Annotated in this window: 16 protein-coding genes; 7 read left to right on the top strand and 9 right to left on the bottom strand. The window is 62.4% G+C overall.

The annotated features are described in order from the left end of the window. Positions 1-88: 88 nt before the first annotated feature. The gene (locus tag E6C55_RS28075) at positions 89-1,201 is read right to left on the bottom strand and encodes a peptidylprolyl isomerase (protein ID WP_168735920.1); all 1,113 of its coding nucleotides are present in this window, start codon (positions 1,199-1,201) and stop codon (positions 89-91) included. Positions 1,202-1,402: 201 nt separating this feature from the next. Between E6C55_RS28075 and E6C55_RS28070 the strand changes: the two genes are divergently transcribed. Further along, the gene (locus tag E6C55_RS28070; protein ID WP_136373151.1) at positions 1,403-2,665 is read left to right on the top strand and encodes a response regulator transcription factor; all 1,263 of its coding nucleotides are present in this window, start codon (positions 1,403-1,405) and stop codon (positions 2,663-2,665) included. Beyond that, a complete protein-coding gene (locus E6C55_RS28065) occupies positions 2,646-4,403 on the top strand; it encodes a cache domain-containing sensor histidine kinase (protein WP_136373150.1) in 1,758 nt (585 codons plus the stop codon). The genes E6C55_RS28070 and E6C55_RS28065 overlap by 20 nt, the downstream gene beginning before the upstream one ends. A 250-nt stretch (positions 4,404-4,653) precedes the next feature. Here E6C55_RS28065 and E6C55_RS28060 read toward each other — a convergent pair whose 3' ends face one another. The 7 genes from E6C55_RS28060 to E6C55_RS28030 all read right to left on the bottom strand — a co-directional run bounded on the left by E6C55_RS28060 (position 4,654) and on the right by E6C55_RS28030 (position 14,523). Then, positions 4,654-5,694, bottom strand: coding sequence for a hypothetical protein (locus E6C55_RS28060; RefSeq protein ID WP_136373149.1), 1,041 nt, complete (start codon positions 5,692-5,694; stop codon positions 4,654-4,656). 191 nt (positions 5,695-5,885) lie between these two features. After that, positions 5,886-7,364 carry a type 2 periplasmic-binding domain-containing protein gene (locus E6C55_RS28055; RefSeq protein ID WP_136373148.1) on the bottom strand — a complete coding sequence of 493 codons (1,479 nt, stop codon included), beginning with the start codon at positions 7,362-7,364 and terminating at the stop codon, positions 5,886-5,888. Positions 7,365-7,500: 136 nt separating this feature from the next. After that, positions 7,501-8,382, bottom strand: a complete 882-nt coding sequence (locus tag E6C55_RS28050) for a carbohydrate ABC transporter permease (RefSeq protein ID WP_136373147.1) — start codon at positions 8,380-8,382, stop codon at positions 7,501-7,503. Between the two features lie 3 nt (positions 8,383-8,385). Further along, positions 8,386-9,378 carry a carbohydrate ABC transporter permease gene (locus E6C55_RS28045; protein WP_136373146.1) on the bottom strand — a complete coding sequence of 331 codons (993 nt, stop codon included), beginning with the start codon at positions 9,376-9,378 and terminating at the stop codon, positions 8,386-8,388. A gap of 175 nt (positions 9,379-9,553) precedes the next feature. Further along, entirely contained in the window at positions 9,554-10,615 is a 1,062-nt protein-coding gene (locus E6C55_RS28040; RefSeq protein ID WP_136373145.1) for a serine hydrolase domain-containing protein, read from the bottom strand. A gap of 58 nt (positions 10,616-10,673) precedes the next feature. Further along, positions 10,674-13,289: a glycoside hydrolase family 2 protein gene (locus tag E6C55_RS28035; RefSeq protein ID WP_136373144.1), complete on the bottom strand. Its 2,616-nt coding sequence runs from the start codon at positions 13,287-13,289 to the stop codon at positions 10,674-10,676. A gap of 139 nt (positions 13,290-13,428) precedes the next feature. After that, on the bottom strand, positions 13,429-14,523 hold the full coding sequence (locus tag E6C55_RS28030) for a LacI family DNA-binding transcriptional regulator (protein ID WP_168735919.1): 1,095 nt from the start codon (positions 14,521-14,523) through the stop codon (positions 13,429-13,431). A 184-nt stretch (positions 14,524-14,707) separates the two neighbouring features. Between E6C55_RS28030 and E6C55_RS28025 the strand changes: the two genes are divergently transcribed. The 3 genes from E6C55_RS28025 (at position 14,708) to E6C55_RS28015 (ending at position 18,441) form a co-directional block, all read left to right on the top strand. Further along, positions 14,708-15,043, top strand: a complete 336-nt coding sequence (locus E6C55_RS28025) for a PadR family transcriptional regulator (RefSeq protein WP_136373142.1) — start codon at positions 14,708-14,710, stop codon at positions 15,041-15,043. Beyond that, positions 15,040-16,542: an FtsW/RodA/SpoVE family cell cycle protein gene (locus E6C55_RS28020; protein WP_168735918.1), complete on the top strand. Its 1,503-nt coding sequence runs from the start codon at positions 15,040-15,042 to the stop codon at positions 16,540-16,542. The genes E6C55_RS28025 and E6C55_RS28020 overlap by 4 nt, the downstream gene beginning before the upstream one ends. A 435-nt stretch (positions 16,543-16,977) precedes the next feature. Continuing rightward, positions 16,978-18,441, top strand: a complete 1,464-nt coding sequence (locus E6C55_RS28015; protein WP_136373140.1) for an RICIN domain-containing protein — start codon at positions 16,978-16,980, stop codon at positions 18,439-18,441. A gap of 81 nt (positions 18,442-18,522) precedes the next feature. Here the strand turns inward: E6C55_RS28015 and E6C55_RS28010 are convergent, their stop codons facing one another. Beyond that, positions 18,523-19,422: a DUF72 domain-containing protein gene (locus E6C55_RS28010; RefSeq protein ID WP_230986893.1), complete on the bottom strand. Its 900-nt coding sequence runs from the start codon at positions 19,420-19,422 to the stop codon at positions 18,523-18,525. Between the two features lie 110 nt (positions 19,423-19,532). On the opposite strand from E6C55_RS28010, the gene E6C55_RS28005 reads away from it, so the two are divergent. Next, positions 19,533-20,726 carry an amino acid deaminase/aldolase gene (locus E6C55_RS28005; protein WP_136373138.1) on the top strand — a complete coding sequence of 398 codons (1,194 nt, stop codon included), beginning with the start codon at positions 19,533-19,535 and terminating at the stop codon, positions 20,724-20,726. Beyond that, positions 20,723-22,054, top strand: a complete 1,332-nt coding sequence (locus tag E6C55_RS28000; protein WP_136373137.1) for a D-arabinono-1,4-lactone oxidase — start codon at positions 20,723-20,725, stop codon at positions 22,052-22,054. The genes E6C55_RS28005 and E6C55_RS28000 overlap by 4 nt, the downstream gene beginning before the upstream one ends. Positions 22,055-22,074 lie beyond the last annotated feature (20 nt).

Here is a 22,074-nt window from a genome sequence, read left to right as displayed (position 1 = left end):
CGGAATGCAGACGTATCATAGCAATCGCTTCGACGACCGGACCAGTAGGCAATCCTGCGAAAAGGGAGGGGAATCGAAGCTTCTCGCCCTATCTCGACGACTCGAGCAGCCATCTGCGCACCGTGCGTTCGTCCCACTCGACTTCCATCCGCGCCGCTTCCTCCTGCGCCCGCTCCTCGTACCTCTTGTCCAGGAGCGATGCCGCCAGCTCCTCCCGCACCTCCTCGAACGGAAGCGCCCGGTCCTCCGCCCTCGACAGGCAGCGAAGCAGATGGAACGCCCCGCGCTCCTCGACGATTGCGCCAGGCTCGCCCGGCCGCAGCTCGGCCGCCGCTTCCATCGCAAGCGGGTACTCCAGCGCGTAGGAGCGTTTCGATGCGCTTGTCAGCAGCGCCTCGGACGTCTTCCCGCCAACCTCCGCCGCAGCCTCGTTCAGCTCCGCGCCCCCTTGCACCGCGGCCAACGCTTGCCGCGCCGCCCGCTCGGCTTCCTGCCGGGAAGTCTCGTCGCCTTGCTCGTACGCGAACGACGCCCATTGCAGCCGGACCTCCCCCGTCTGCACGAAGTCGGCCTTGCGCTCCTCGTATTCCCGGCGCAGCTCCTCCTCGCCCGGCTCCGCATCGCCTTGTTCCGCCCATGCCGCGATCGTCCCGCTTCTCAGCCTCGCCGCGTCATAGGAATAGAACGTCCGCTCGTCGAAGCTAAGCGGTCCGTACACAACTTCCCCGTTCGCCTGCGCCCGCTTCCGGCTCTCGTTCTCCGCTTCGAGCCGCCGCAGGAACGCGTCGTAGCCGGCCTGCTCGATCACGCCGGCTTCCAGCGCCAGCAAGCTCTCGGCCCGGCCGAGGACAAGCCGCCGCTTGACCCGTTCCTCCAGCTCGTCCAGCAGGGAGCGCCCGTCCCGTTCTCTCGTCCAGAACGTCTCCGAATCGGCCTCGCCGGACGCGGCGAGCATTTCGCTCGCCACAACCGCCCGGTCGAAGCCCGCGAGCAGCGCGAGCTCCTCCCGGACGACCGGGATGCCGCCCGCCAGCACCGGGCGGTCCCCCGCGTCCAAGTGCCGGGCGGCGACAGCGAGCAGAACCGCCCCCGCCGCAACCGCAACCGCGAGAACCGCCATCGCCGTCAGCAGTCCCCGCCTCCGCCCGGCTCTCTCCCCGTCGGAACGCTCTGCCGTCGTTTTTTTCCTCCCCATTCCCATGACCTGCCTCCTCCGCTTCCCGAACATGCCATGCCGATGCCCGCCCATCATAGCACGCGCCTCTCCCGTTCCATACTCCGCATTCCTGCGAAAAAGTTTGGCATTCTGCTCGGTTTCCCGCTTCAGGAAGGGATCGTGTTCCCCTTGTCGAATTCGGAACATACGCATCCATTGAACTTGCCGAACAAGAGGTGAACCGCATTGTTGAAAGCGCTTGTCGTAGACGACGAATACTTGGTCCGCACGGGTATCCGCGAGACGATCGACTGGCCCGCCTACGGGGTCGAGATCGTCGGGGAAGCGGACAACGGCGAGGACGGCCTGGAGCTCGCGCTTCGTCATCGGCCGGACGTCATCCTGACGGACATCCGCATGCCGTTCATGAACGGCCTTGAATTTATCGAGCGCATCAAGGAGAACAGGCTCGAAGCCGGCATCATCGTCCTCAGCGGCTACGACGAATTCCAATACGCCCAGGCCGCCCTTAAGCTTGGCGCTTCCTCTTATCTGCTCAAGCCGGTCGACACGGCCGAGCTGGCCGCCTCCGTCCGGAAGCTCGGCCTGCAGGTGCGCGAGCAAGCCCGGGAACGCGCTCACTACGGCGAGCTGAAGAACGAGCTGCCGCAAGTCGCAAGCAAGTTCTGGCTCGATCTGCTGCACGGAAGACTGCGCGAAGAGGAAGACATCTCGCGCCGTTCCGCGCTGCTCCCGAGGATCGGGCAAACCTCCCTCGCCGCGGTTGTCGTTCGCCGGAAGGAACGCTCCGCTGCCGCCTCCGTCACTGCCTCCGACGCAGCCTCCACTCCGGCGCCGGAGCTTGGCGAACGCCATCTGACGCCGCTTCTGGAAGCGCATTCCGTCCGCGCCGAGGCGCTTGTCCCGTCCGGTCCGGACGAATGGACCGTCGTGGCCGCGGCGGGCGGCGATCCGGCGGCATGGCTCGCTCGCCTGCGGGCGTTCGGCTACGGGATCGTCGGCCTCTCGGCAGAGAACGGCCTGCCGAAGCTGGCGGTCGGCATCGGCAAGCCGGCCGACCGCCTCGCGCAGCTTCACTATTCCTACGGCGACGCGCAGGAAGCGGCGTTCAAGGCCGCCTCGAGCCTCGGCGGCGTCTGGTACGCGGAGGACGAGGCGGAGACGGCCACCCGCCGGGAGATTCGGGGCGCGCTCGCTTATATCCGCGAACATTACGCCTCCAACATCACCGTCGAGATGGTCGCGTCCGAGGTGTTCGTCAGCCCGACCCATCTCATGCATCTGTTCCGCAAGGAGCTGAACAAAACATTCTACGAATGCCTGACCGAGAGGCGCATCGAGGAGGCCAAGCGAATGCTGCGCGATCCCAAGTACCGCGTGTACGAGGTAAGCGACCGGGTCGGGTTCGGCGACTCGAAGTATTTCAGCCAGATTTTCAAGAAGCTGACGGGCATGACTCCGAGCGAATATGCGAAGCGGGAAGGATAATCGCGGCGCCTTCCTGCGAAGGCTCAACATCCGTTCGCGCATCGTCCTTGTCCTTCTGGCCGGACTTACGCTGCACCTGGCTCTTATGCTCGCCGTGTTCAACGTTTTCTCCCAGAACTATCTGAAGAGCAGCCTGTACCGCCACGTCGAGCAGACCCACAGCCAGATCGGCCTCAGCATCGAGCTGATGGTCGACGACGTGCAGATGCTGTTCCTGCAGTTCCTTGCGAGCTCCGACCTGTATCGCCTGCTTGGCGACGAGACGCTGCCGGAGGAGGTCCGCCGGGCGGACTATCGCCGGCTCGCCTCCCAATTGATCGGCGGCAACGAGCTGATCGGCGACGTGTTCGTTGTGACGGACGACAAGAAGGAGTATCGGATGCGCAGCGAAGAGGACATCGTCGAGCGGCCGGACGATCTGTTCCTGCACAGCGTCGAGGCCTCGGAGATTCCGGTCGTCGGCACGATCAAGCGGGGATTGGACGGCGACGCCTATATCCCCTTCGGTCAGAAGCTTCGCAACTTCAATACCGGTCAGAACGCAGGCACGATTATTTTCTACTTGGAGGAATCCAAGCTGTTCGAGGCGTACGAAGCCAGCATGGAAGGGCTCGGCTACTCGTTCATCGTCGGCGGCGGCAACCACATCGTCTCGCATCCGGACAAGGCAAGGCTCGGCGACGATCTCCCCGAATCCGACCGGTTCCATCCCGCCGACCGGGCCGGCTACCGCTCGATGAAGGAGAACGGCCGGGAATATCTCGTCATCACCTATCCGCTCAATCAACGGCTGCGAACGCTCGGGGTCGACTGGAAGTTCGTCAGCGTCGTCTCGAGCCCGGACCTGCTGACCGCCGTCTCCGAAGGGAACCGCATCGCGATTCTGTTCGCCGGGTCCGCCTTCGTCTTCCTGTTCGTGCTGTCGATGGTCATCGCTTCGCGGATTACCGATCCGGTGCTGCGGCTCCGGCGCAAGCTTGCCAGCTTCGGCAAGACCGGCCTGCGAACAATCGAGAAGCGCCACCTGCGCGGGGACGAGATCAACGAGCTCGAGAACAGCTACTACCAGATGGTCGACCGGATCAACCAACTGCTGACGGAGAACGACGAGGAGAAGGAGAAGCAGCGAAGAATGGAGCTGGTCGCCCTCCAGTCGCAGATCAATCCTCACTTCCTGTACAACACGCTTGACGCGATTGCCTGGACGGCGAGACTGAGGAAGCAGCCGGAGATCGAGCGGATGATCTCTTCGCTGGCGACGTTCTTCCGCATCAGTCTGCATAAAGGGGACAAGTTCATTCCGATTGAAGAGGAGATCCGGCTTGTGCAGAGCTTCGTCACCGTCGAGCTCATGCGCTTCCCGGACAAGTTCGAGGTCGTCTACGACATGGCGGAGGGCATTCGCGGGCAACGGATTCTGAAGCTTATCCTGCAGCCTCTCGTCGAGAATGCAATCAAACACGGCATCAGCGAGAAAAGAGGGAAGGGAACGATCGAAGTAACCGGGAGGATGGACGGGGGCTTTCTTGTGTTCGAGGTGAGCGACGACGGCGTCGGCTTCAAGGGCGACCGCCCTCTGGAGACGGCCGGGGCGGACGTCCTGTTCCAGAGCGGCTACGGGCTGCGCAACGTCAACGAGCGCATCAAGCTCGAATACGGCGCGGACTGCGGGCTGTCCGTCCGCAGCGAACGCGGCGTCGGCACAACCGTCACGGTGCGGATACGGAGGGAGCCGTGAGGGGCGAGCCATCCGGCACGCCCCCCCCTCCCCTCAGCGCCGCATCCCCTCTGGCGGCATTAGGTCTCTTCTGCCGCTCGTTCAGGATAGGGGATGTTCCTGAGCCGGTGGGAGAAGAGGCATAAGTGTCTAGAAGGAGGATAGCGCCGCGGATATTCCATAATACGGAAATTATCTTCGAGAGGACGAAGCGTCAATGGTTGGCGGGAGCGACGTGCTCCATTATGCGGCTGCCCGCATATCGCCCTCGCTACCCCTTCCCCTCATCAAGCATGGCCTTCTCGCGATCTTCCGGCCCTCCGCTTCGCCCTTCCGGCTCCTTCATCGTTGTCCGCATCTTGTGGTAGAGCGCTTGCAACGGTGTCGTCAGGCTGAAGCTCAGCTTGCGGATCAACCAGACGAACAGCAGCGCCATCGCCACTCCCACTCCGATGAGGATCAGCCCGAGCTTGCGCAGCTCCCCCTTCATTCCGGCGTCCGGGATGACGATCGCGATCCGATCTGCGGAATGCTCCAGCGCATAGACGAGCAGCAAGCCTTCCTTCAGCTCCGCCTCCGCCCGCTGTCCGCTCAAGCGCGCCGCTTCTTGCTTCGTCTCCTCCGGCACGTCGGCGGGAAGCCCGTTCTCTCCGAGCCATTGCCCGCCCTCCGTGATCAAGTACGGGCGATTGCCGCCGTAGATCGTGTTCGCCTCGGAACGGAACAAGCCGAGCAGCTTCGGCAGGCTTGTCTCGAACTGGAGCACGCCGAGATCGTTGCCCAGCCGGTCTTTGATTCTCGTGAAGTGGAAGAGGCTCATCCGGTCTCCGCCTCCGGCCGGATAATAGAGACTCTTCGCCGAGAGTGCGAGCCATTCCCCATCCTGTCCCGAGGCCAGATATCGCGCAATCTCCGGCTCTTCCGCCAGGTTGTCCATCGTCATGAGACTCGTAATATTTCCCGAGGAATAAACGGCTCCTTGTTTGCCGTACAGCACAAGGCTCGACATATCCACATTCGAGGCGCGCAATCCGTCAAGCTGCGGCTGAAGCGTATCGTCGAGCGGCAAGCGGGAGAGCGCATCGCGGATACCGTCGCGGCTCACGACGATCTGCACCGTCTCCTCCATCCAGCGCTTGAACAGCTCGGCGTTCTGGTGCTGCTGCCCCGTATATTGCACGGACATCCGCTGCAGCGACTCCGTCCCCCTCGACTCCATCGACCGATAGACCACCCAGCTCGACAAGACCAAATAGATGAACACCACGGACAGAAGCACGCCCTGGATGTTGCGATCAAGCCGCTTGAACATCGTTCCGCCCGCCTCTCTTCCCGGTCTTGAGGAGCATCTTTACCTTCTTCAATTATATAGTAACATACGGAAAACCGCTGTTGTGCAGAGGCGAGGCCAAGAAGGTTGAGTCACCACGACTTATCTGAACCCGCCATGCAACCCGAAGCCCCGGCGCATCTGGCGCGCCGAGGCTTCGAACCGAACAAAGCTTATTGCACCTTGTCGAGGTAGTCGCGTTGGAACTCCTGGACGGCGCGGTCGAGCAGCGCTTGCGGGTCGGCATCCTTGTTCGTCAGAACGGCCTGGATGACCGTGTCGAGCGCCTTGTACAGCTCCTGCGCATTGACCGCCGGCTCCGGACGCATGCTCGCCGCGCTGTTGTCCATGTAGTCCTGGAACAGCGCCATGTTGACGTTCGCGTACTTGGCCGCGATCTCCTGCTCGGCGGCGACGCGCTCCGGATCGGTCCAGATCTGCAGACCGTGCGGGCCGACGACATAGCCCTGATCCACCTGGATCTTCAGATTGTTCTCAAGGGCGGCCAGCGCCTCCGGCGTCGCCTTCGGGGTGAGGCCTCTCAGCTCAAGCCACTTGAACGCCGCATCGAGCTGCTCCGTCGTGGAGCCCGGGGCGAACATGTACAGGCCGCCGCCCAGCAGCGCCGCCTTGCCGGCAGGGCCGCTCGGCATCGAGGAGAGCGCCAGGCTGTCCTTGCTCATCTTCGCGTTAAGCACCAGAGGCCCGAGGAACTCGTACATGCCGAAGCTCATGCCAACCTGGTCAGCGCCGAACATCATGAGCAGGTCGTTCGTGTCGACAAGGTTGTTGTCCGGGAGCACATCGTACTTCCACTTCAGGTCCTTGACGTACTGCAGGGCGGCGACCGCTTCCGGCGAATTGAAGATGGCCTTCCACTTGCCGCTGGCATCCTGCTCTTCGAAGTCCGCGCCGTACGACCAGGCGATGTTCGTGAACATCCAGCCGCCCTGGTTCGTCTTCGTCGGGAAGAAGAACCCGGCCTTGCCCGTCTTCTCCTTGATCGTGACGGCCGTCTGGGCCAGCTCCTCGTACGTCTTCGGCATCTGCGGAACGCCGTTCGCATCGACGAGGCCCGCCTCCTTGAACACGTTCAGGTTGTACATCATCCCGATCACATAGCCGTCCTTCGGCAGGCCGTAATACTTGCCGTCGCGCTCGACCAGCTTCAGCAGCTCCGGATTGATGCCGGTGTCGTAGCCGTACTTCTTCATCATGTCGGTGATGTCCGCCGAATACTTCGCCTTGATGATCTTGTCGGCTTCCGTGTAGAACGAATCGTACAGTGTCGGCAGTTGCCCGCTGACCGCCTTCGGCAGGAAGGAGACGACGTCGTAGCCCCACTCGTCGTGCTCGATCGTCACATACGGGTACTTGGTCTTCATCTGCGCTTCGATGTCCTCGAACAATTGCTTGTTCGCCTCGTCGTTCGGCTTCGGCCAGTTGCCGATCTTGATCGTGACCGGTTCCGTCGATTCGGTTGGCGCCGCGCCGGCGGAGGAGGTCGCTTCCGCAGACGCCGCCGAACCCGACGAAGCCGATGGGGAAGCCGTGCCGCCGTTGTTGTTGCCCCCGCACGCGCTCAGCAATAACGAGACCAGACCGAGACCGAGCATCGCTCGCGCCCCTTTTTGCCAATAGGCTGTGTTCATGTTCCGATAACCCTCTCTTTGTGTGGAAGTGATGGATTAAAGCGCTTTCCTTGCTTGCGTAATCAGGTTACCACGGTACTCTCGGCGCCCGACAGGCGGCAATAATGCGAAACGGTTTGCGATTCTGCACGATTCCCTACCCCTTGATCCCGCTGAACGTGTAGCCCTGCATGATGTAGCGTTGGAAAAAAAGGAACAGCACGACGGGAGGCAGAATGGCGAAGGTAAGCGTAATGTACTGCTGGTCGATCGGCATGAGCGCCTTCATGTTGTAGATCGCGACGATGACCGTCCATTGCGATTGATCCTTCAGCACCATGAACGGCCAGAAGAAGTCCATCCACACCGCGTTGACCGTCATGATCGTGATCGTCGCAATAACCGGCACGCTGAGCGGCAGCATCACCTTCACGAAGATGCCGAGCTTGGTCGCCCCGTCGATCTTCGCCGCCTCGAGCAGCGATTGCGGAATGTTGTCGAAGAAGCTCTTGAAGATCAGAATGACGACGGGATTCACGCCAGCCATCAGCCACATCGGCCAGTACGTATTCGTCAGATTCAGATGCAGAATCGGGAAGTCGATAATGTTCTTGAACATCGGAACCATCCCGACCGTGTTCGGCAGCAGCATCGTCCAGACGATCAGCGTGAACAGGAAGACGCTCCCCCGCGGCTTCAGCTTGGAGAAGAAGTAGCCCGCCAGCCCGTTAAGCGCCAGACAGAAGACGACCGAGCCGACCGTCATGATCAAGGTGTTCGAATAGTATTGCATAAACCGCAGCTCGTTCCACGCCTCGCCCAGCTTCTCGATGTTGAACGTCTGGGGGATCAACGTCGGCGGCATCCGGTAGAACTCCTTGATATCCTTTAAGCTGGACACCATGACCCAGAGGAAGGGGAAAACACACACGACAGCGAGCAGCGCCATCAGCAGGAACAGCACCATGTAGAGCGCCCTCACGCCGGGAGTCCGGAGCTCCAGTTGGCCGATGATTCCCGTTGCTTCCGATTTTCTCATCGGTTAGGCCTCCTTGTCGAATTTCTTGTCGAGCCAGAAGTAGATGACGGTCAGCACCATCAGGATAAGGAACGTAATGACGCCAAGCGCCATCGAATGCCCCGCCTCGAAGTAGCGGAACGCGTAGAAGTAGCTCTGGAGCATAAGCGACATCGACGCGTTGTTCGGTCCGCCTTCGGTCATGACGAGCGGTTCGCCGAACACTTGGAAAACGCCGCTGATCTGCAAAATCAACATCAGGCTGACAATGTTCGAGATCTGCGGCAGCGTGATGCGGAATAGCTTGCGCCAGACGCCCGCGCCGTCGATCGATGCAGCCTCGTACAGCTCCTGGTTGATGCCCTGAAGACTGGCCATATACAGCAGCACCGTGCCGCCGAAGCCGCGCAGCGTCATCGTCGCGACGATCAGCGGAATGGTCAGGCGGGAATCCTGGAGCCAGCCCTGCGGGCCGATGCCGATGTAGGAGAGCAGCATGTTGAGCACGCCGTTCTCGCCGGGCTGGAACAGGAGCAGCCACACCATCGAGGCGGCGATTGCCGGCACCATGTTCGGGAAGTACACCGCGAAGCGGAAGAACGACTTGCCGCGCCGCAGCTCGTTGATGGCGATGGCGACCGCAATCGGGAAGACGAACCCGATGACGAGCGACCAGAAGACGTAGACGAAGGAGTTCTTCAGCGTCTGCAGGAAGACGGAGTTCTGAATGACGTCGACATAATTGCCGAAGCCGATAAATTCGACCGCCGAGTAGCCCTCCGTGCGGAAGAAGCTGAGGTAGATGCCGGAGACGAGCGGCTGCCAGGCGAAGATGAGGAAGACGATGATGGTCGGCACGACCAGAAGCCAGGAGGACCATTCCTTCGCGAGGTAGCGGAGGATTCGACTGGCGGCCGGCTTGGGGGCCGGCTGGAGTGACGGGGCCGATGCCGGATTCGGTATCGGATTTGGATTTGGTGTCGGCTTGCGGACGGACGTATCCGGGATAACGTTCATGGCGGGTTCCTTTCTGCGAGTGCTGGAGTAAGTCGACGAAATTAAGCGCTACCTAGATGATAACGCTTTATTCGGAGCGCCAACATCCGGCGAACCTGCGAAAAGGTTTGTTCAACAAGCAAAAAAACGCCCCCGAGGTCCTTAGTCCTTAGACCCCGAGAGCGTTCAAATGCGGTCAGCGCGGCTGTTCATGCTCGAACAGCGACAGCAGGCGGTTGTTGATTCTCTTGTAGCGCCGCCAATCGCCGTGCAGCGTCATGCTGTTGGTCAGGATGGCGCCCGCGGCACGGCAAGCCGGATCGATCCACAGCATGCAGCCGCTGAAGCCGGTATGCCCGACGGCCGAGGGCGAATGCAGATCGCCGAAGCAGCCGTAGCGGTCCTCGGCGCCCTTCACCCAGAAGGCGGGCGTCTGGTTCAGCCGCCCGCCGCTCGCATCGGCGAGAAGGAAGGCGATCGTCCGCTCGCGCAGGACAACGCGGCCGTCCGCCGCGCAGCCGCCGCTTAGGAACAGGCGGCCGAGCTTCAGCAGATCGTCCGCGTGCGTATACAGACCGCTGTCTCCCGTAACGCCCCAGTCCGCCAGCTCCAGCAGCGCGCGGCCTGCGCCGTCAACCGGGAAGACGACGCGGCTTGGGTCCAGCTTCGCCGGATCGAAGGTCGAGTCGTCCATGCCGAGCGGGCGCAGCAGCGTCTCCCGGGCGAAGCTCTCCAGGTCGCAGCCGGCGACCCGCTCGATGAGATCCATCACGATCGAGTAGCCTTCCGTGAAGTAGCGCGCCGTCTCGCCGACCGGAGAGATCCGCTCGCGAATTCCGTACAGGGAAGACAGGTAGGCGCGTTGGCCTTCCTCCCCCTTCGCCCGCAGCGGACGTTCGACCGGCACGTTCGCCGGATCGTAGCCCGCCGTATGGGCCAGCAGATGGAACACCTCCGTGTCCTCGAACGGGTACTCCGGAATAATGCTCCGCACCTTATCGGACAGCGTCGCTTCGCCTTCCTCGACCAGCTTCGCCAGCAGCGTCCCGGTGACCGGCTTCGTCACCGAACCGACGTTAAACAGCGTGCGCGCGTCGATCGGCCGCTCTTCGCCGCCAAGCGCGGCCGCCGTGCCGCCGACCTCGGCGCGAAGCCGAATCGCCGACTCGTCCGTGACGGCAACGGAGAAGCCCGTCGCCCAGCCGTCCGCAACCCGGCGGTTCAAGTAATCCGCCAATCGCTCCTGCCCATCCCCCATCCTGCGACCTCCTCCTCCGCGATCCTTTTTCCATGTGCTATTTCCTTGCGCTCTTCCCTTATCCTCTTCCGCTCGAACCGCCGAACATCGCGCGGAAGCGCACCTGCGGGAGAGCGATGGCAGCGGCGGCAGCCGCTTCCTCCGCCAGCAGACCGCCGCCGCTCTTGCGAACGCAGCGAATGTCGACGGTGTGCGTCTCGCCGGGGAACAGCGTCACGTATTGCTCGTCGGCTTCCATCCAGAAGCCGTCCGTCGTCTCCTCCGCGTGAACGTGCAGCGCGGCCCGCTCGCCATCGTTGCGCAGCTCGAAGGCGGCTCGATAGACGGTTGCCGCGTCGGCAGCCCCGCGCCACTCCCCCGCCTGCCGCGCCTCGAGCCCCGCCCCGTCCAGACGCCAAGCCGGCTCGTAAGCGGGACCGTCCGCCGTCGAGAACACGTAAGGCGGCAGCACGGCGCTCCCCTGCTCCGTTCGGTACGCCAGCCGCACGAAGACGAGGCCGTCCGCCGTCTCCGGCATGGCGAAGGCGAGCTCGCCGAGCGGCAGCGCCCGCTCGTGCGCCGTCGCGCCCTCGTATTCGGCGCGATGCAGAACGGAGCCCGCCGAATCGAGCACCTCCGCGCGGACGGACACGGCGACGCCCGGCTCGTGCGCATGCACGTACAGCAGGCGGCGGAACGGCTCGCCCTTCGCGTACTTCAGCTTGCGATAATCGAGCGAGACGTGCAGCGGCGCGAACGCGGCCTTCGTCCAGTAGTACGCCATCTTCGGCTCGCCGTAGTAATCGACCAGGTTCGTGCAGGAGACGTTCGGCCACGGCTCGTTGAGCTGCCAGATGATGCTGCCGCTATTGCTGAACTTGCGGCGCCGATTCGCCTCCAGGATAAAGCGCAGCCCCTCCGCCTGCATCCACTGGCTGGCGTCGGAGAAGACGGCCAGGTCCCCCGGCTTGCCGAACATCGCCTCGTCGCGCGCAAGCGTATCCCACCACTCGCCGTGATGCCGCCAGACGAGACTGTCCTTCATCGCCTTAGGCCGTCTCTCCCCTTCGTTCAGGAACTTCCGCAAGCTCTTCATCCGGCTGAGGCCGTCGACGCCGAACTCGCTGTGGAACAGGTTGTCATTCTCTCCGTACAGCTCGTAATGATACGGATCGCCCTGGTACTTCCAGTGCCCGTGGACATCGTGCCCAAGCCCCTTCTCCTCGGTAATATACTCGACCGGGCCGGACGCGGACGTCGGCAGGAACAGCCGCTGCGGGTCGTACTCGCGAACAAGCTCCTTCAGTATGGCCAGGTTCGAATCGTCCATCGTTGACGGCTTGTTCGGCTCGCTCATCAGCTCGTTGCCGCCGCTCCACACCGTCAGCGATACATGGTTGCGCCGGTCCGCCAGCGCCGCCCTTGCCGTCTTCTCCAGCAGCGCCAGGAACTCGGGGCGCTTGGACGGAATATTGTCCACCCCGGAACTCGACTGAATGAACTCCTGCCAGATCATAATTCCGTTCTCGTCGCACAGCTCGTAGAACCTTTTTTTCTCAATCAGCCCCCCGCCCCAGACGCGGACAAGGTTCGCATTGCCTTCCTTCATCAGGCGAACCATCCAGGCGTACTGGCCGTCCGTCACGTTGGCGTACAGATGATCGAGCGGCGTCATGTTGACCCCGCGAATGTAGATGCGTCGACCGTTGATCTTGACCGTGTACGGCAGCGCCTCCTCCGGCGCTCCGTCATTGGCGACGTACTCGAGCTGCCGGATGCCGACCCGGTACGTCCGCTCGTCCAGCTTCTCCGCGCCTCCCCGAAGGATCAGCTTCACCTCGTACAGCGGCTGCTCGCCATAGCCGTTCGGGTACCAGAGCCGCGCTCCTTCGATATCGAACACCGCGCTCGCCGCTCCGTCATCCTCAAGCGCCAACTCGCGGGCAGCGACAAGCTTGCCGTCCGGATCGCGGCACTCCGCCGTCAGCGCAAGTCCCGCAGCGGCGTCCGCTCTATTCGCTTCGACCCGCGCGTTGACATGGATGCGCCCCGCTCCCGTTCCGTCCGGCGCGATGGCCGCCGCCTCCGTGCGGACGTACGCCTCGCCGAACGAGAACGCGCCGTGCACCCGAAGCACCGCATCGTCCCAGATGCCGATCGGGACAAGACGGGTGGAGAAGTCCCACTTGTAGGTAAAGCGGCTTTTCTGCGTGAAGGTGTCCGACGTCTTGCCGATCTGCGCCATCTCGTCCGGAGCGTGGCGCAGCAGCACCGACAGCTCAAGCGTCTCCGACTGCCGCAGCAGCTCGGTCACATCGAACGCCGCTTCGTGGAACATGCCCTTGTGCTCGCCGAGCAGCTTCGTCCCCGCATAGATCGCCGCCTCGTAGTCCAGTCCCTTGAACACGAGCTCAAGCTTCTCTCCGGCCGGCTCCGGGCGACGGATCGTCGTCCGGTACATCCACCAGCGATTCTCCACCCATTCGCAGGCGAGACTGTTCATATCCTTGTAAGGATGCGGAATAAGCCCCGCGCGGTACAGGTCGTACTGCACCGCTCCCGGAACCGTCGCCGGCATCCACTCCGTTACCCCCATCAGCTCCTGGCCGAGCTCCATGCTTGTTCCCTTGATCGGCACCCACGGCCAGAAGCCCTTCACTTCCCACGACTGCCCGCTTGCATTGATCTCACGCATCGAATAGCTTCCTTCCTGAGCGAATAACCCTATCCGCCTCGTATCGTCAGTTCGATTTTACGATGGATAGGGTTTTGTTTCAATATTTATTTAAACTTGTTTCAATAAATATTGAAACTTCGAGTCGCCGCACCCCGCATCATCGAAGCTCCCGGACCGCCACCGACTGCCGCTCCACGAGCTCCGTTGCGACAAGCCGCGTCTCCGGCCTCGTCTCGGAGTCGTTCATCCGCCGAAGCAGCAGCTCGACCGCCCGCCTTCCGATCGTCGTCTTGCCGGCATCGACGCTCGTCAGCTTGGGAGTCACCCACTCGCACCTCTCCACGTTGTCGAAGCCGACGACCGAGACATCCTCCGGGCAGCGAAGGCCCAGCGCCTGCAGGTTCTCGATCACGGAGAACGCGACCGAATCGTTCGCGCAGACGACCGCCGTCGCTCCCGTCCGCTGCAGCGCTTCCTCCAGCGCCGCGATCGGCACGACCAGCTTATAGCCGCCTTCAAGCTCCGACGGGATCGCCTCGATGAATGCCGAAGCAGATGCCGATTCCGCTGCTGATTCCGAAGCCAATGCCGAAGCCGAAGCCCCGTCGCCGAAGTCCCGCACCGCCTGCAGCGCTCCCCGCTTCCGTTCCGCGAAGCTGAACGAGAACGCCGGGTCCCCGGCGAACAGCAGCCGGCGATGCCCCTTCTCCAGCAGATGCAGAGCTGCTTCGCCGCCCCCGCGGAAGTTGTCCGCCAGCACATGGTCCAGCTTCAGCCCTGCGGTCCGCACGTCGGCGAGCACGACCGGAATGCCGGAGGCGAGCACCTCCGCGATGACGCCTGCGGATACGCGCCCCATGAAGATTGCTCCGTCCACCTTCCGATCGGTAATGCAACTCGGCATTCCTTCGGCCGGCGAGTCGTCCCCTTCCACTCCGGCCAGCACCAGGCTGAACGACGCCCGGTGGAGCGCTTCCTCCGCCCCGCTCACGACATGCCCCCAGAACTCCCCGTCCTTCAGGTGCGAGCGGGGCATCAGCACCGCAATGTTGCCGGTCCTCGACGACGGCACCGCCGCCAGCGAGGAGTTCAGCGGGTAGCCGAGCTCCAGCGCCGTCAGCCTCACCTGCTCCTTCGTCCGCTCGCTGATCTTGCCGTCGTTCCCCAGCGCCCGCGACACGAGCGACTTCGATATTCCGAGCGTGTCGGCAATGTCCTGCATCGTGATTTTGCTGCTTGCGGATCTCCTCATCTCCGAACTCCCATCCCCTGTTCCTTCGTCAACACCATCATAGCACAACCTCTTGGAAAAAGCGGACGGGTGTGCGACAGACCAGCCAGAGAGGAAGGGGTTCCGTTCATTGACAATTGCCCAGGCATCCTTTACTCTATACATAGATATACGATGCATCGACAATCTACATTGGAGGGTCTGCATGAAAATTAGCAAAGAACTGATGAAGGGAAGCAACGTCATTCTGATCCTGACCCTGCTGGACCGCAAAGAAATGTACGGATACGAGCTGACGAAGGAGCTCGAAGCCCGGTCCGGCGGCGTGTTCGTCTTGAAGGAGGGCACCTTGTATCCGATTCTTCATGCGCTGGAAGCGGACGGGCTGGTCGAGGCCTACTGGGACGAGCAGGGAACGCGGCCGCGCAAGTATTATCGGATCACGGACAAGGGACGCGCGCAGCTTGAGGAGAAGAAGCGCGAATGGAGCCTCTTCAGCGGAACGGTCAACCGGGTTCTGGGAGAGGGGGGAACCCCATGATCGAACGGCGCATCCGGGAGCACAAGGCGGTCCGCGAATACTTGGACGACGTATGCGGACAGGTCCGGGCGAAGGAACTGCACGAAGAGATTCGGCTGGAGATCGGCGGCCATCTGGAGGAGCTTGTCTTCGAGAGGCTGAAGCCGGCGAGGAGCGCGAGGAATGCGGAGAGTCCGGCTTCCGGTGCGGAAGGGCAATCGGCGGAAGTCTGCCGGAATTCGGGCGATGCTTTGATCGATGCTTCATTCGATGAAGCGATCGCTTACGCGCTGAAGGAGATGGGCGATCCGCGGACAATCGGCAAGCGGCTTCAGCGCGTCCACAGGCCGAAGCTGGAGTGGAGCCTTCTGTCGCTGGCAATCGTGCTGATCGGCATCGGGCTGATGGCGATGTATGCGTTGCAGGAGCTCGCCCCCTCCGAACGAATGCCGGACATTCCGTTTCTGGCGAACAAGCTCCTCTGCGTCGGGATGGGAACGGCCGCTCTGCTTATTTTCTATTTCGTCGATTATCGCAAGCTGAGATCGTACTCCTGGTGGACTTACGGCCTCGCGGTCGTCCTGTTCCTGCTCGCCCAATCCCATACGCTTGGCAGAATGGTGAACGGCGCTTATCGTTGGGTCTACATCGGAGGCTTCGCCCTTGACGCCGCCTCGATCGCCCCTTATCTGTTCCTGTTCGCCTATGCGGGTTATCTGGCCGGAGAGAAGCGGCCGGTCGGCGGTATCCGGGAGAAGCTGCGCGGGTATGGCAAGGAGCTGCTGCTGTTCTATGCGCTTCCCGCTTACTTCTATCTGGTGTCTCCTTCGCTCGTCTCGCTCTCCGTTCATTTGGTCGGAGCTGCGCTCCTCTTGCTGACGAGGGACGGGGGCTGGAAGCGGCTTCTGCTCTATATGTGCTCGCTGCTGTTCGTCCTGTTCGCCTTAAGGGAATTCCGGTTCGGGGAGATGCGCCATTCCATCTTCTATCAGCGCATCCTCGCCTATCTTCAGCGCTTCGCCGGCGACGACTCCTTCATCGACGGAGGCACCTATGCCCGCGATTTTATCCGTTCCGCCGGCTTCAAGGGGCACGGCTTCGATGTCGGGCTTGATCGGCTTCCCTATGCTTATACCGAGAATATCGTCGCCTACCTGGTCGGTGCGCTCGGCTGGGCTTTCGGCATCGCGCTCGTTCTCCTCGCCGCCGCTTTTGTTTACCGTTCCGTTCGCATCTCGCGGCAGTCGCGGGAGCCGTATGCCCGCTTGCTCGCGCTCGCCGTCGGTTCCATTCTCGCGGTCAAGCTCGTCTGGACGCTGCTCATGTCGGTCGGCGTGCTGCCGTTCGTCGGCATCGCCATGCCATTCGTCGGCTACAGCGGCTTGCAGACCGTGTGCGAGCTGGCGTCCATCGGCCTCCTGCTCGGCGTTTACCGGCGCAAGGACATGCTTCCGCGGCTCGTTGCTTCCGGATATCCGCTTGCGTCAGCACCTCATAGCCGGAACCGAGATGGGGCTTAAGCGCCTCGAGCGCGGCGACGCCCACCGCGACGTCGTGCTCGCCGTTCCCGCACTTCCTTCTCCGCGTATTCGGTTGGCCTTCCGACCTTATGCCACATGGCACCGCCAAATTCCTCGCAATGCCGATCTCCGACTCCATTCGCAGAATCGTTCACACTGCGCACCATTGTTCATTCCCGCACCCGCCGTCGGCGGGCCGATCGCACGATTGTTCAGTCGTTCCGCACCTGTCTTCCTGCTATAGTGGAAGCAAGGCCGCATCGCGCCCCGGCAGCGAGAACGCCGGCGAGCACGGACTTCCGCGAGCCGCAGGCACGGCGGTCTTCAACCAGCTCCGAACGGAAGGAGGGAGGGAGTTGACTTCAAACCATCCTGTAAGCGTTATCAATTCGATGTTGTTCCAGTGTGCTTCCCATTACGAGAGGAGGAATTGGAATGGCTCACCCGCTCGATCGCACGGCCAAGCTTCTGATTGCGCTTATTCTTGTTCTGGCGACGTATGTCGGCTTCGGAGGTCCGGCATCCGCCGCTTCGGTCACAATCGCCAACAACGGCTGGCAATTCACGGACACATCCGGCAACGTCATCCAAGCGCATGGCGGAGGCGCCATCAAGGTTGGCAGCTACTACTATTGGTTCGGGGAGAACCGCAACACGGACGGCACGTTCAAGGCGGTCTCCTGCTATCGCTCCACAGACCTGAAGAGCTGGACGTACCGCGGCGACGTGCTGACGAGCAGCTCCGCGACGGAGTTGAACGTCTCCAACATCGAACGTCCCAAGGTCATCTACAACAGCTCGACCGGCCAATACGTCATGTGGATGCACTGGGAGAACGGAGTCGATTACGGCCAGGCGCGCACCGCCGTCGCCTACTCCAGCACCGTGGACGGCACCTACACGTACCAAGGCAGCTTCCGTCCGCTCGGCTACGATTCCCGCGACATGACGGTGTTCAACGACGGAGGCACCGCCTACCTCATCTCGGCGACCAACGTGAACGCAGACCTGAACATCTACAAGCTGACGAGCGACTTCAAGGGCGTCGACTCGCTCGTCCAGACGCTCTGGACCGGCTCTTATCGGGAAGCGCCGGCGATGTTCAAACGCGGCAGCACCTACTTCCTCATCACCTCCGGCGCGACAGGCTGGTCGCCGAACCAGCAGAAGTACGCGACGGCGACGAGCATCTCCGGCACGTGGAGCAGCCTGACCAACTTCGGCAACTCCAACGCCTATAACTCTCAGGCTGCCTACGTGCTCCCCGTCGAAGGCTCGTCCTCGACCTCCTATCTGTACATGGGCGATCGCTGGGCGGGAGCGTGGGGCGGCAAGGTGAACGACTCCGAATACGTCTGGCTGCCGCTGACCTTCCCCTCGAGCACCTCGCTCTCGATGAGCTGGGCCGACTCGCTGACAATTGACGCCGCGGTCGGCACCATCTCCGGAACGACAAGCCCGCCGGTGAACACCTCTTCCTACTACAAGATCGCCAACCGCAACAGCGGCCTGCTGCTCGGAGCGACAAGCGGCGCGACGACGGACGGCACGCAGATCGAGCAGTGGTCGGACGGCGGCTGGACCAGCCAGCATTGGCAATTCGTCGACGCGGGCGGCGGCTACTACAAGATCAAGAATCGCAACAGCGGCAAAATCATGGACATCACAAGCTCCTCGACCGCCGACGGAGCGAGCGTCATTCAGTATACGGACAACGGCGGCCTCAACCAGCAATTCCGCCTCATCTCCGTCGGCTCCGGCTACTACAAGATCATGAACGTGAAGAGCCGCAAAATTCTCGACATCACTGGAGCCTCGACAGCGAACGGAGCGGACCTGATCCAGTACACCGACAGCGGCGGCAACAACCAGCAGTTCTCGTTCTCGACGACGAGCTGACGGCAAGCCGGGTAAACAAGCAGAAGCCCGGGCGACATCCGCGTCGTCCGGGCTCTCTACGTTCTAACCGCACTCCTTGTCTCATAACGAATCGAACAAATCCAGTTGCTCCGGCTCCGGTTCCTTCGGGGCCGGCTGCTCCCGCTCGAGCGGCTCCTTCCCCTCCGGCGTTCGCTGTCCCAGCATCGCCATGAGCATCTTCGCGTTATCCGCGGCGTCTCCGCCCGAATTATTGTTGAAGACGACGCCGACCGCGCGGCTCTGCCGTCCGAGCTCTTCCAGCCTCCCCCGCCAGCTCTCCAGCTCTTCCGGACTGTATCGGTACAGATACCGCACCGCCCGCCAGTCCGCTCCGCCTCCGTTATTCCACCCGGAGCTGTTGCGCCCGTGGAAGCGGACAATCGTGTACGACGGGTCCGTCGCCTCCGCGACGGCCGGAATCGAACCGTCCCCCGCCTGCGGCTCGTCACACACGCTGTGAATCCAGCCTTCCTCGCGCATGAACGTCAGCGTCCTCTCGCGGAATTCCGGGTCGAACCAGCTCCGGTGACGGAACTCGAGCGCACAAGGAATTCCTTCCATCCTCCGCTTCGCCTCCCTCAGCACATTCACCGAATCCCGCGTACACGCGAACCACGGCGGATATTGGAACAGCGCCGCCCGCAGCTTCCCTCTCTCCATGAGCGGAGCCAGCGATTCCCGGAACGCCGCGTACATCTCATCCGCCTCCGTATAATACGGCTTGCCCCTCTGGTGCCCGGTCATCTCCTGGTAAGCCTTCACGATGAAGCCGAACGACTCCGGCGTCTCGTCCGCCCACTTGCCCATTCGCTCAGGGGGCTGGATCGCATAGAAGGACGTATCGACCTCCACAAGCGGGTAATGCCGAGCGTACATCCGAAGCTTGTCCTTGCTCTTGGGAGCCGTCAAGATCAGACTGTCATGGTCTCCCCATCCCGTGAGCCCGATCTCGATCGCCACGCCAATCCCCTCCTTAAGTTCCTCTATTTTACCGCGAAAAAAGGGATTTGTCCGAACTTGTAGAACTCTGTACACAAATGTATGCATAACTATGAGCGCAGAGGTGTGCCATGAGCGTTTCCGAGTACGGCCACTATAGGAGGGTGTTCGAGGGACTTCCGACTCCCTTCGCTTATTTGGATCTGGATTTATTCGATGCCAATGCCCGCGCAATTGCCGAAGCGGCCGGGAACAAGAGCGTCCGAATCGCCAGCAAGTCCATTCGCTGCGTCGATGCCCTGCGCCGAATCCTGGCTTCCAGCTCCGTCTTCCAAGGCATCATGTGCTTCGCCGGCAAGGAAGCGATCATGCTGGCGGAGCAAGGCTTCGACGATCTGCTGCTCGGTTACCCGATCTGGAACGCCGGGGAGCTCGAAGACATCGCCCGCCTCATCGGCGAAGGCCGGACTATCGTTCTGATGGTCGACTCCGCGGAGCAGGTCGAGCATATCGAACGGATCGCCCGCGCCGCGGGCGTTCAAGTGCCCGTCTGCCTCGACATCGACATGTCCTCCTCGTACCCGGGCCTCCGCTTCGGCGTCTGGCGTTCGCCGCTCGGCAGTTGGGCGCAAGCCGCTCCCGTCGTGCAGCGCATCGCGGCCTCGAAGCACGTCCGCCTCGACGGCATCATGGGCTATGAAGCCCAGATCGCCGGCCTCGGCGACAACGTCCCCGGCCAGGCGCTGCAGAACCGCGTCATCCGGCTGCTCAAGAAGCGCTCCATCGTCGAGGTCGCCAGACGCCGCGCCGAAGTGCTCGAAGGCATCCGCTCGCTCGGGCTTCCTCTTCGCTTCGTGAACGCAGGCGGAACCGGCAGCTTCTCCAGCTCCCGCCTCGAGCCCGGCGTCACCGAGATTACCGCCGGCTCCGGCTTCTATTCCCCGCTGCTGTTCGACGCCTACCGGTCGTTCCGCTACGAGCCCGCCGCCGGGTTCGCCGTCTCCATCGTTCGCCGGCCCGCCCCCGGCGTCTTCACCTGCCTCGGGGGAGGCTATGTCGCCTCCGGCTCGCCGGGGGACGAGAAGCTGCCGAAGCCGTATCTTCCGGCCGGCCTGTCCCTCATGGCTCGCGAAGGCGCCGGCGAAGTGCAGACCCCGCTTCGGTACGCGGGCTCCGAGCCGCTCGGGATCGGAGATCCCGTCTTCTTCCGCCACGCGAAGGCAGGGGAGCTGTGCGAACGGTTCTCCAGCCTGCACGCCGTAGCGGACGGACGGATTGTCGCGGAATACAGAACCTATCGCGGGACGGGAGAGTGCTTCCTATGAGCAAGATTATTCAGTCGAGCACAAACATCCAACGTTGGAGCAACTGGTCCGGTAGCGCTGCGGCCAGCCCTCGCCAAATTCTCTATCCCTCCAGCACGGAAGAGATCTCGGATGCCGTTCGCATGTGCCGCAAGGAGAATCGCACCCTTCGTGTCGTCGGCTCCGGGCATTCCTTCACCGCAATTGCCGCGACGAACGACATCCTGATCTCGCTTGACCGCTTGCAAGGCATTGTCTCCGTCGACGCGGACAATCGCACCGCGACCGTCTGGGCCGGCACCAAGCTGAAGCAACTCGGCGAGTTGCTTCACGCCGAAGGTCTCGCCCAGGAGAACCTCGGCGATATCGACGTGCAATCCATCGCGGGAGCGATCAGCACCGGAACGCACGGCACCGGCATCCGCTTCGGCAACATCTCCACGCAGGTGCTCGGCATGACGATCATAGACGGCAACGGCGACATCCGCGAGCTCGACGCCGAATCGTCTCCGGACACCTTCGGCGCATACCCCGTCTCGCTCGGCGTCCTCGGCATCGTCGCCCAAGTGAAGCTGCGACTGCGCCCCGCCTACAAGCTGGAATACCGCAGCTCCCGCATTCCGCTATCCGAATGCCTCGAACGGCTGGACGAATTCCGCGACGGCCATCGCCACTTCGAATTCTACTGGTTCCCGTACGCGGAGACGTGCCAGATCAAATTCATGGACGAATCGGAAGAACGAATCACGTCCCGTCCGATCCGGGATTACCTCAGCGAGATGGTGCTTGAGAACGGCGTCTTCGGCGCCATGTCCGGGTTATGCCGCCGCTTCCCCGGCCTCGCAACATCCGTCAGCCGCATCAGCGCCTCAAGCGTTCCCGTATTCCGCAAGGTAGAGTACAGCCACCGCATCTTCGCAACCAAACGGCTCGTCCGCTTCAACGAGATGGAGTACAATCTTCCCGCCGCCTCCATGGCGGACGTCATCCGCGAGATGCGCGCCGTCATGGAGCGCGAGCGCTTCGCCGTCCACTTCCCGATCGAATGCCGCTACGCGAAGGGAGACGACCTATGGATCAGCCCGGCGACCGGGAGAGACTCGGCCTACATCGCCGTCCACATGTACCGAGGGATGCCCTATCGCGAGTACTTCTCCGCGATGGAGGACATCTTCCTTCGTCACGGAGGACGCCCCCACTGGGGCAAGCTGCACACCATGAAGCACGCCCAGCTTCGCGAACGTTATCCGCGCTGGTCGGACTTCGCAGAGCTTCGCGGCCGCATGGACCCGGACGGCCTTTTCCTGAACGATCACCTGCGCGGCCTGTTCGTTCCCGAATCCGATTAATTCGTCGCTAGGAGGAAGAA

The organism is Cohnella fermenti (assembly GCF_004801405.1).
GTDB classification, from domain to species: domain Bacteria; phylum Bacillota; class Bacilli; order Paenibacillales; family Paenibacillaceae; genus Cohnella; species Cohnella fermenti.
Note: the sequence above shows the minus strand (reverse complement) of the source record. Positions and strands in the feature narration are given on the sequence as shown.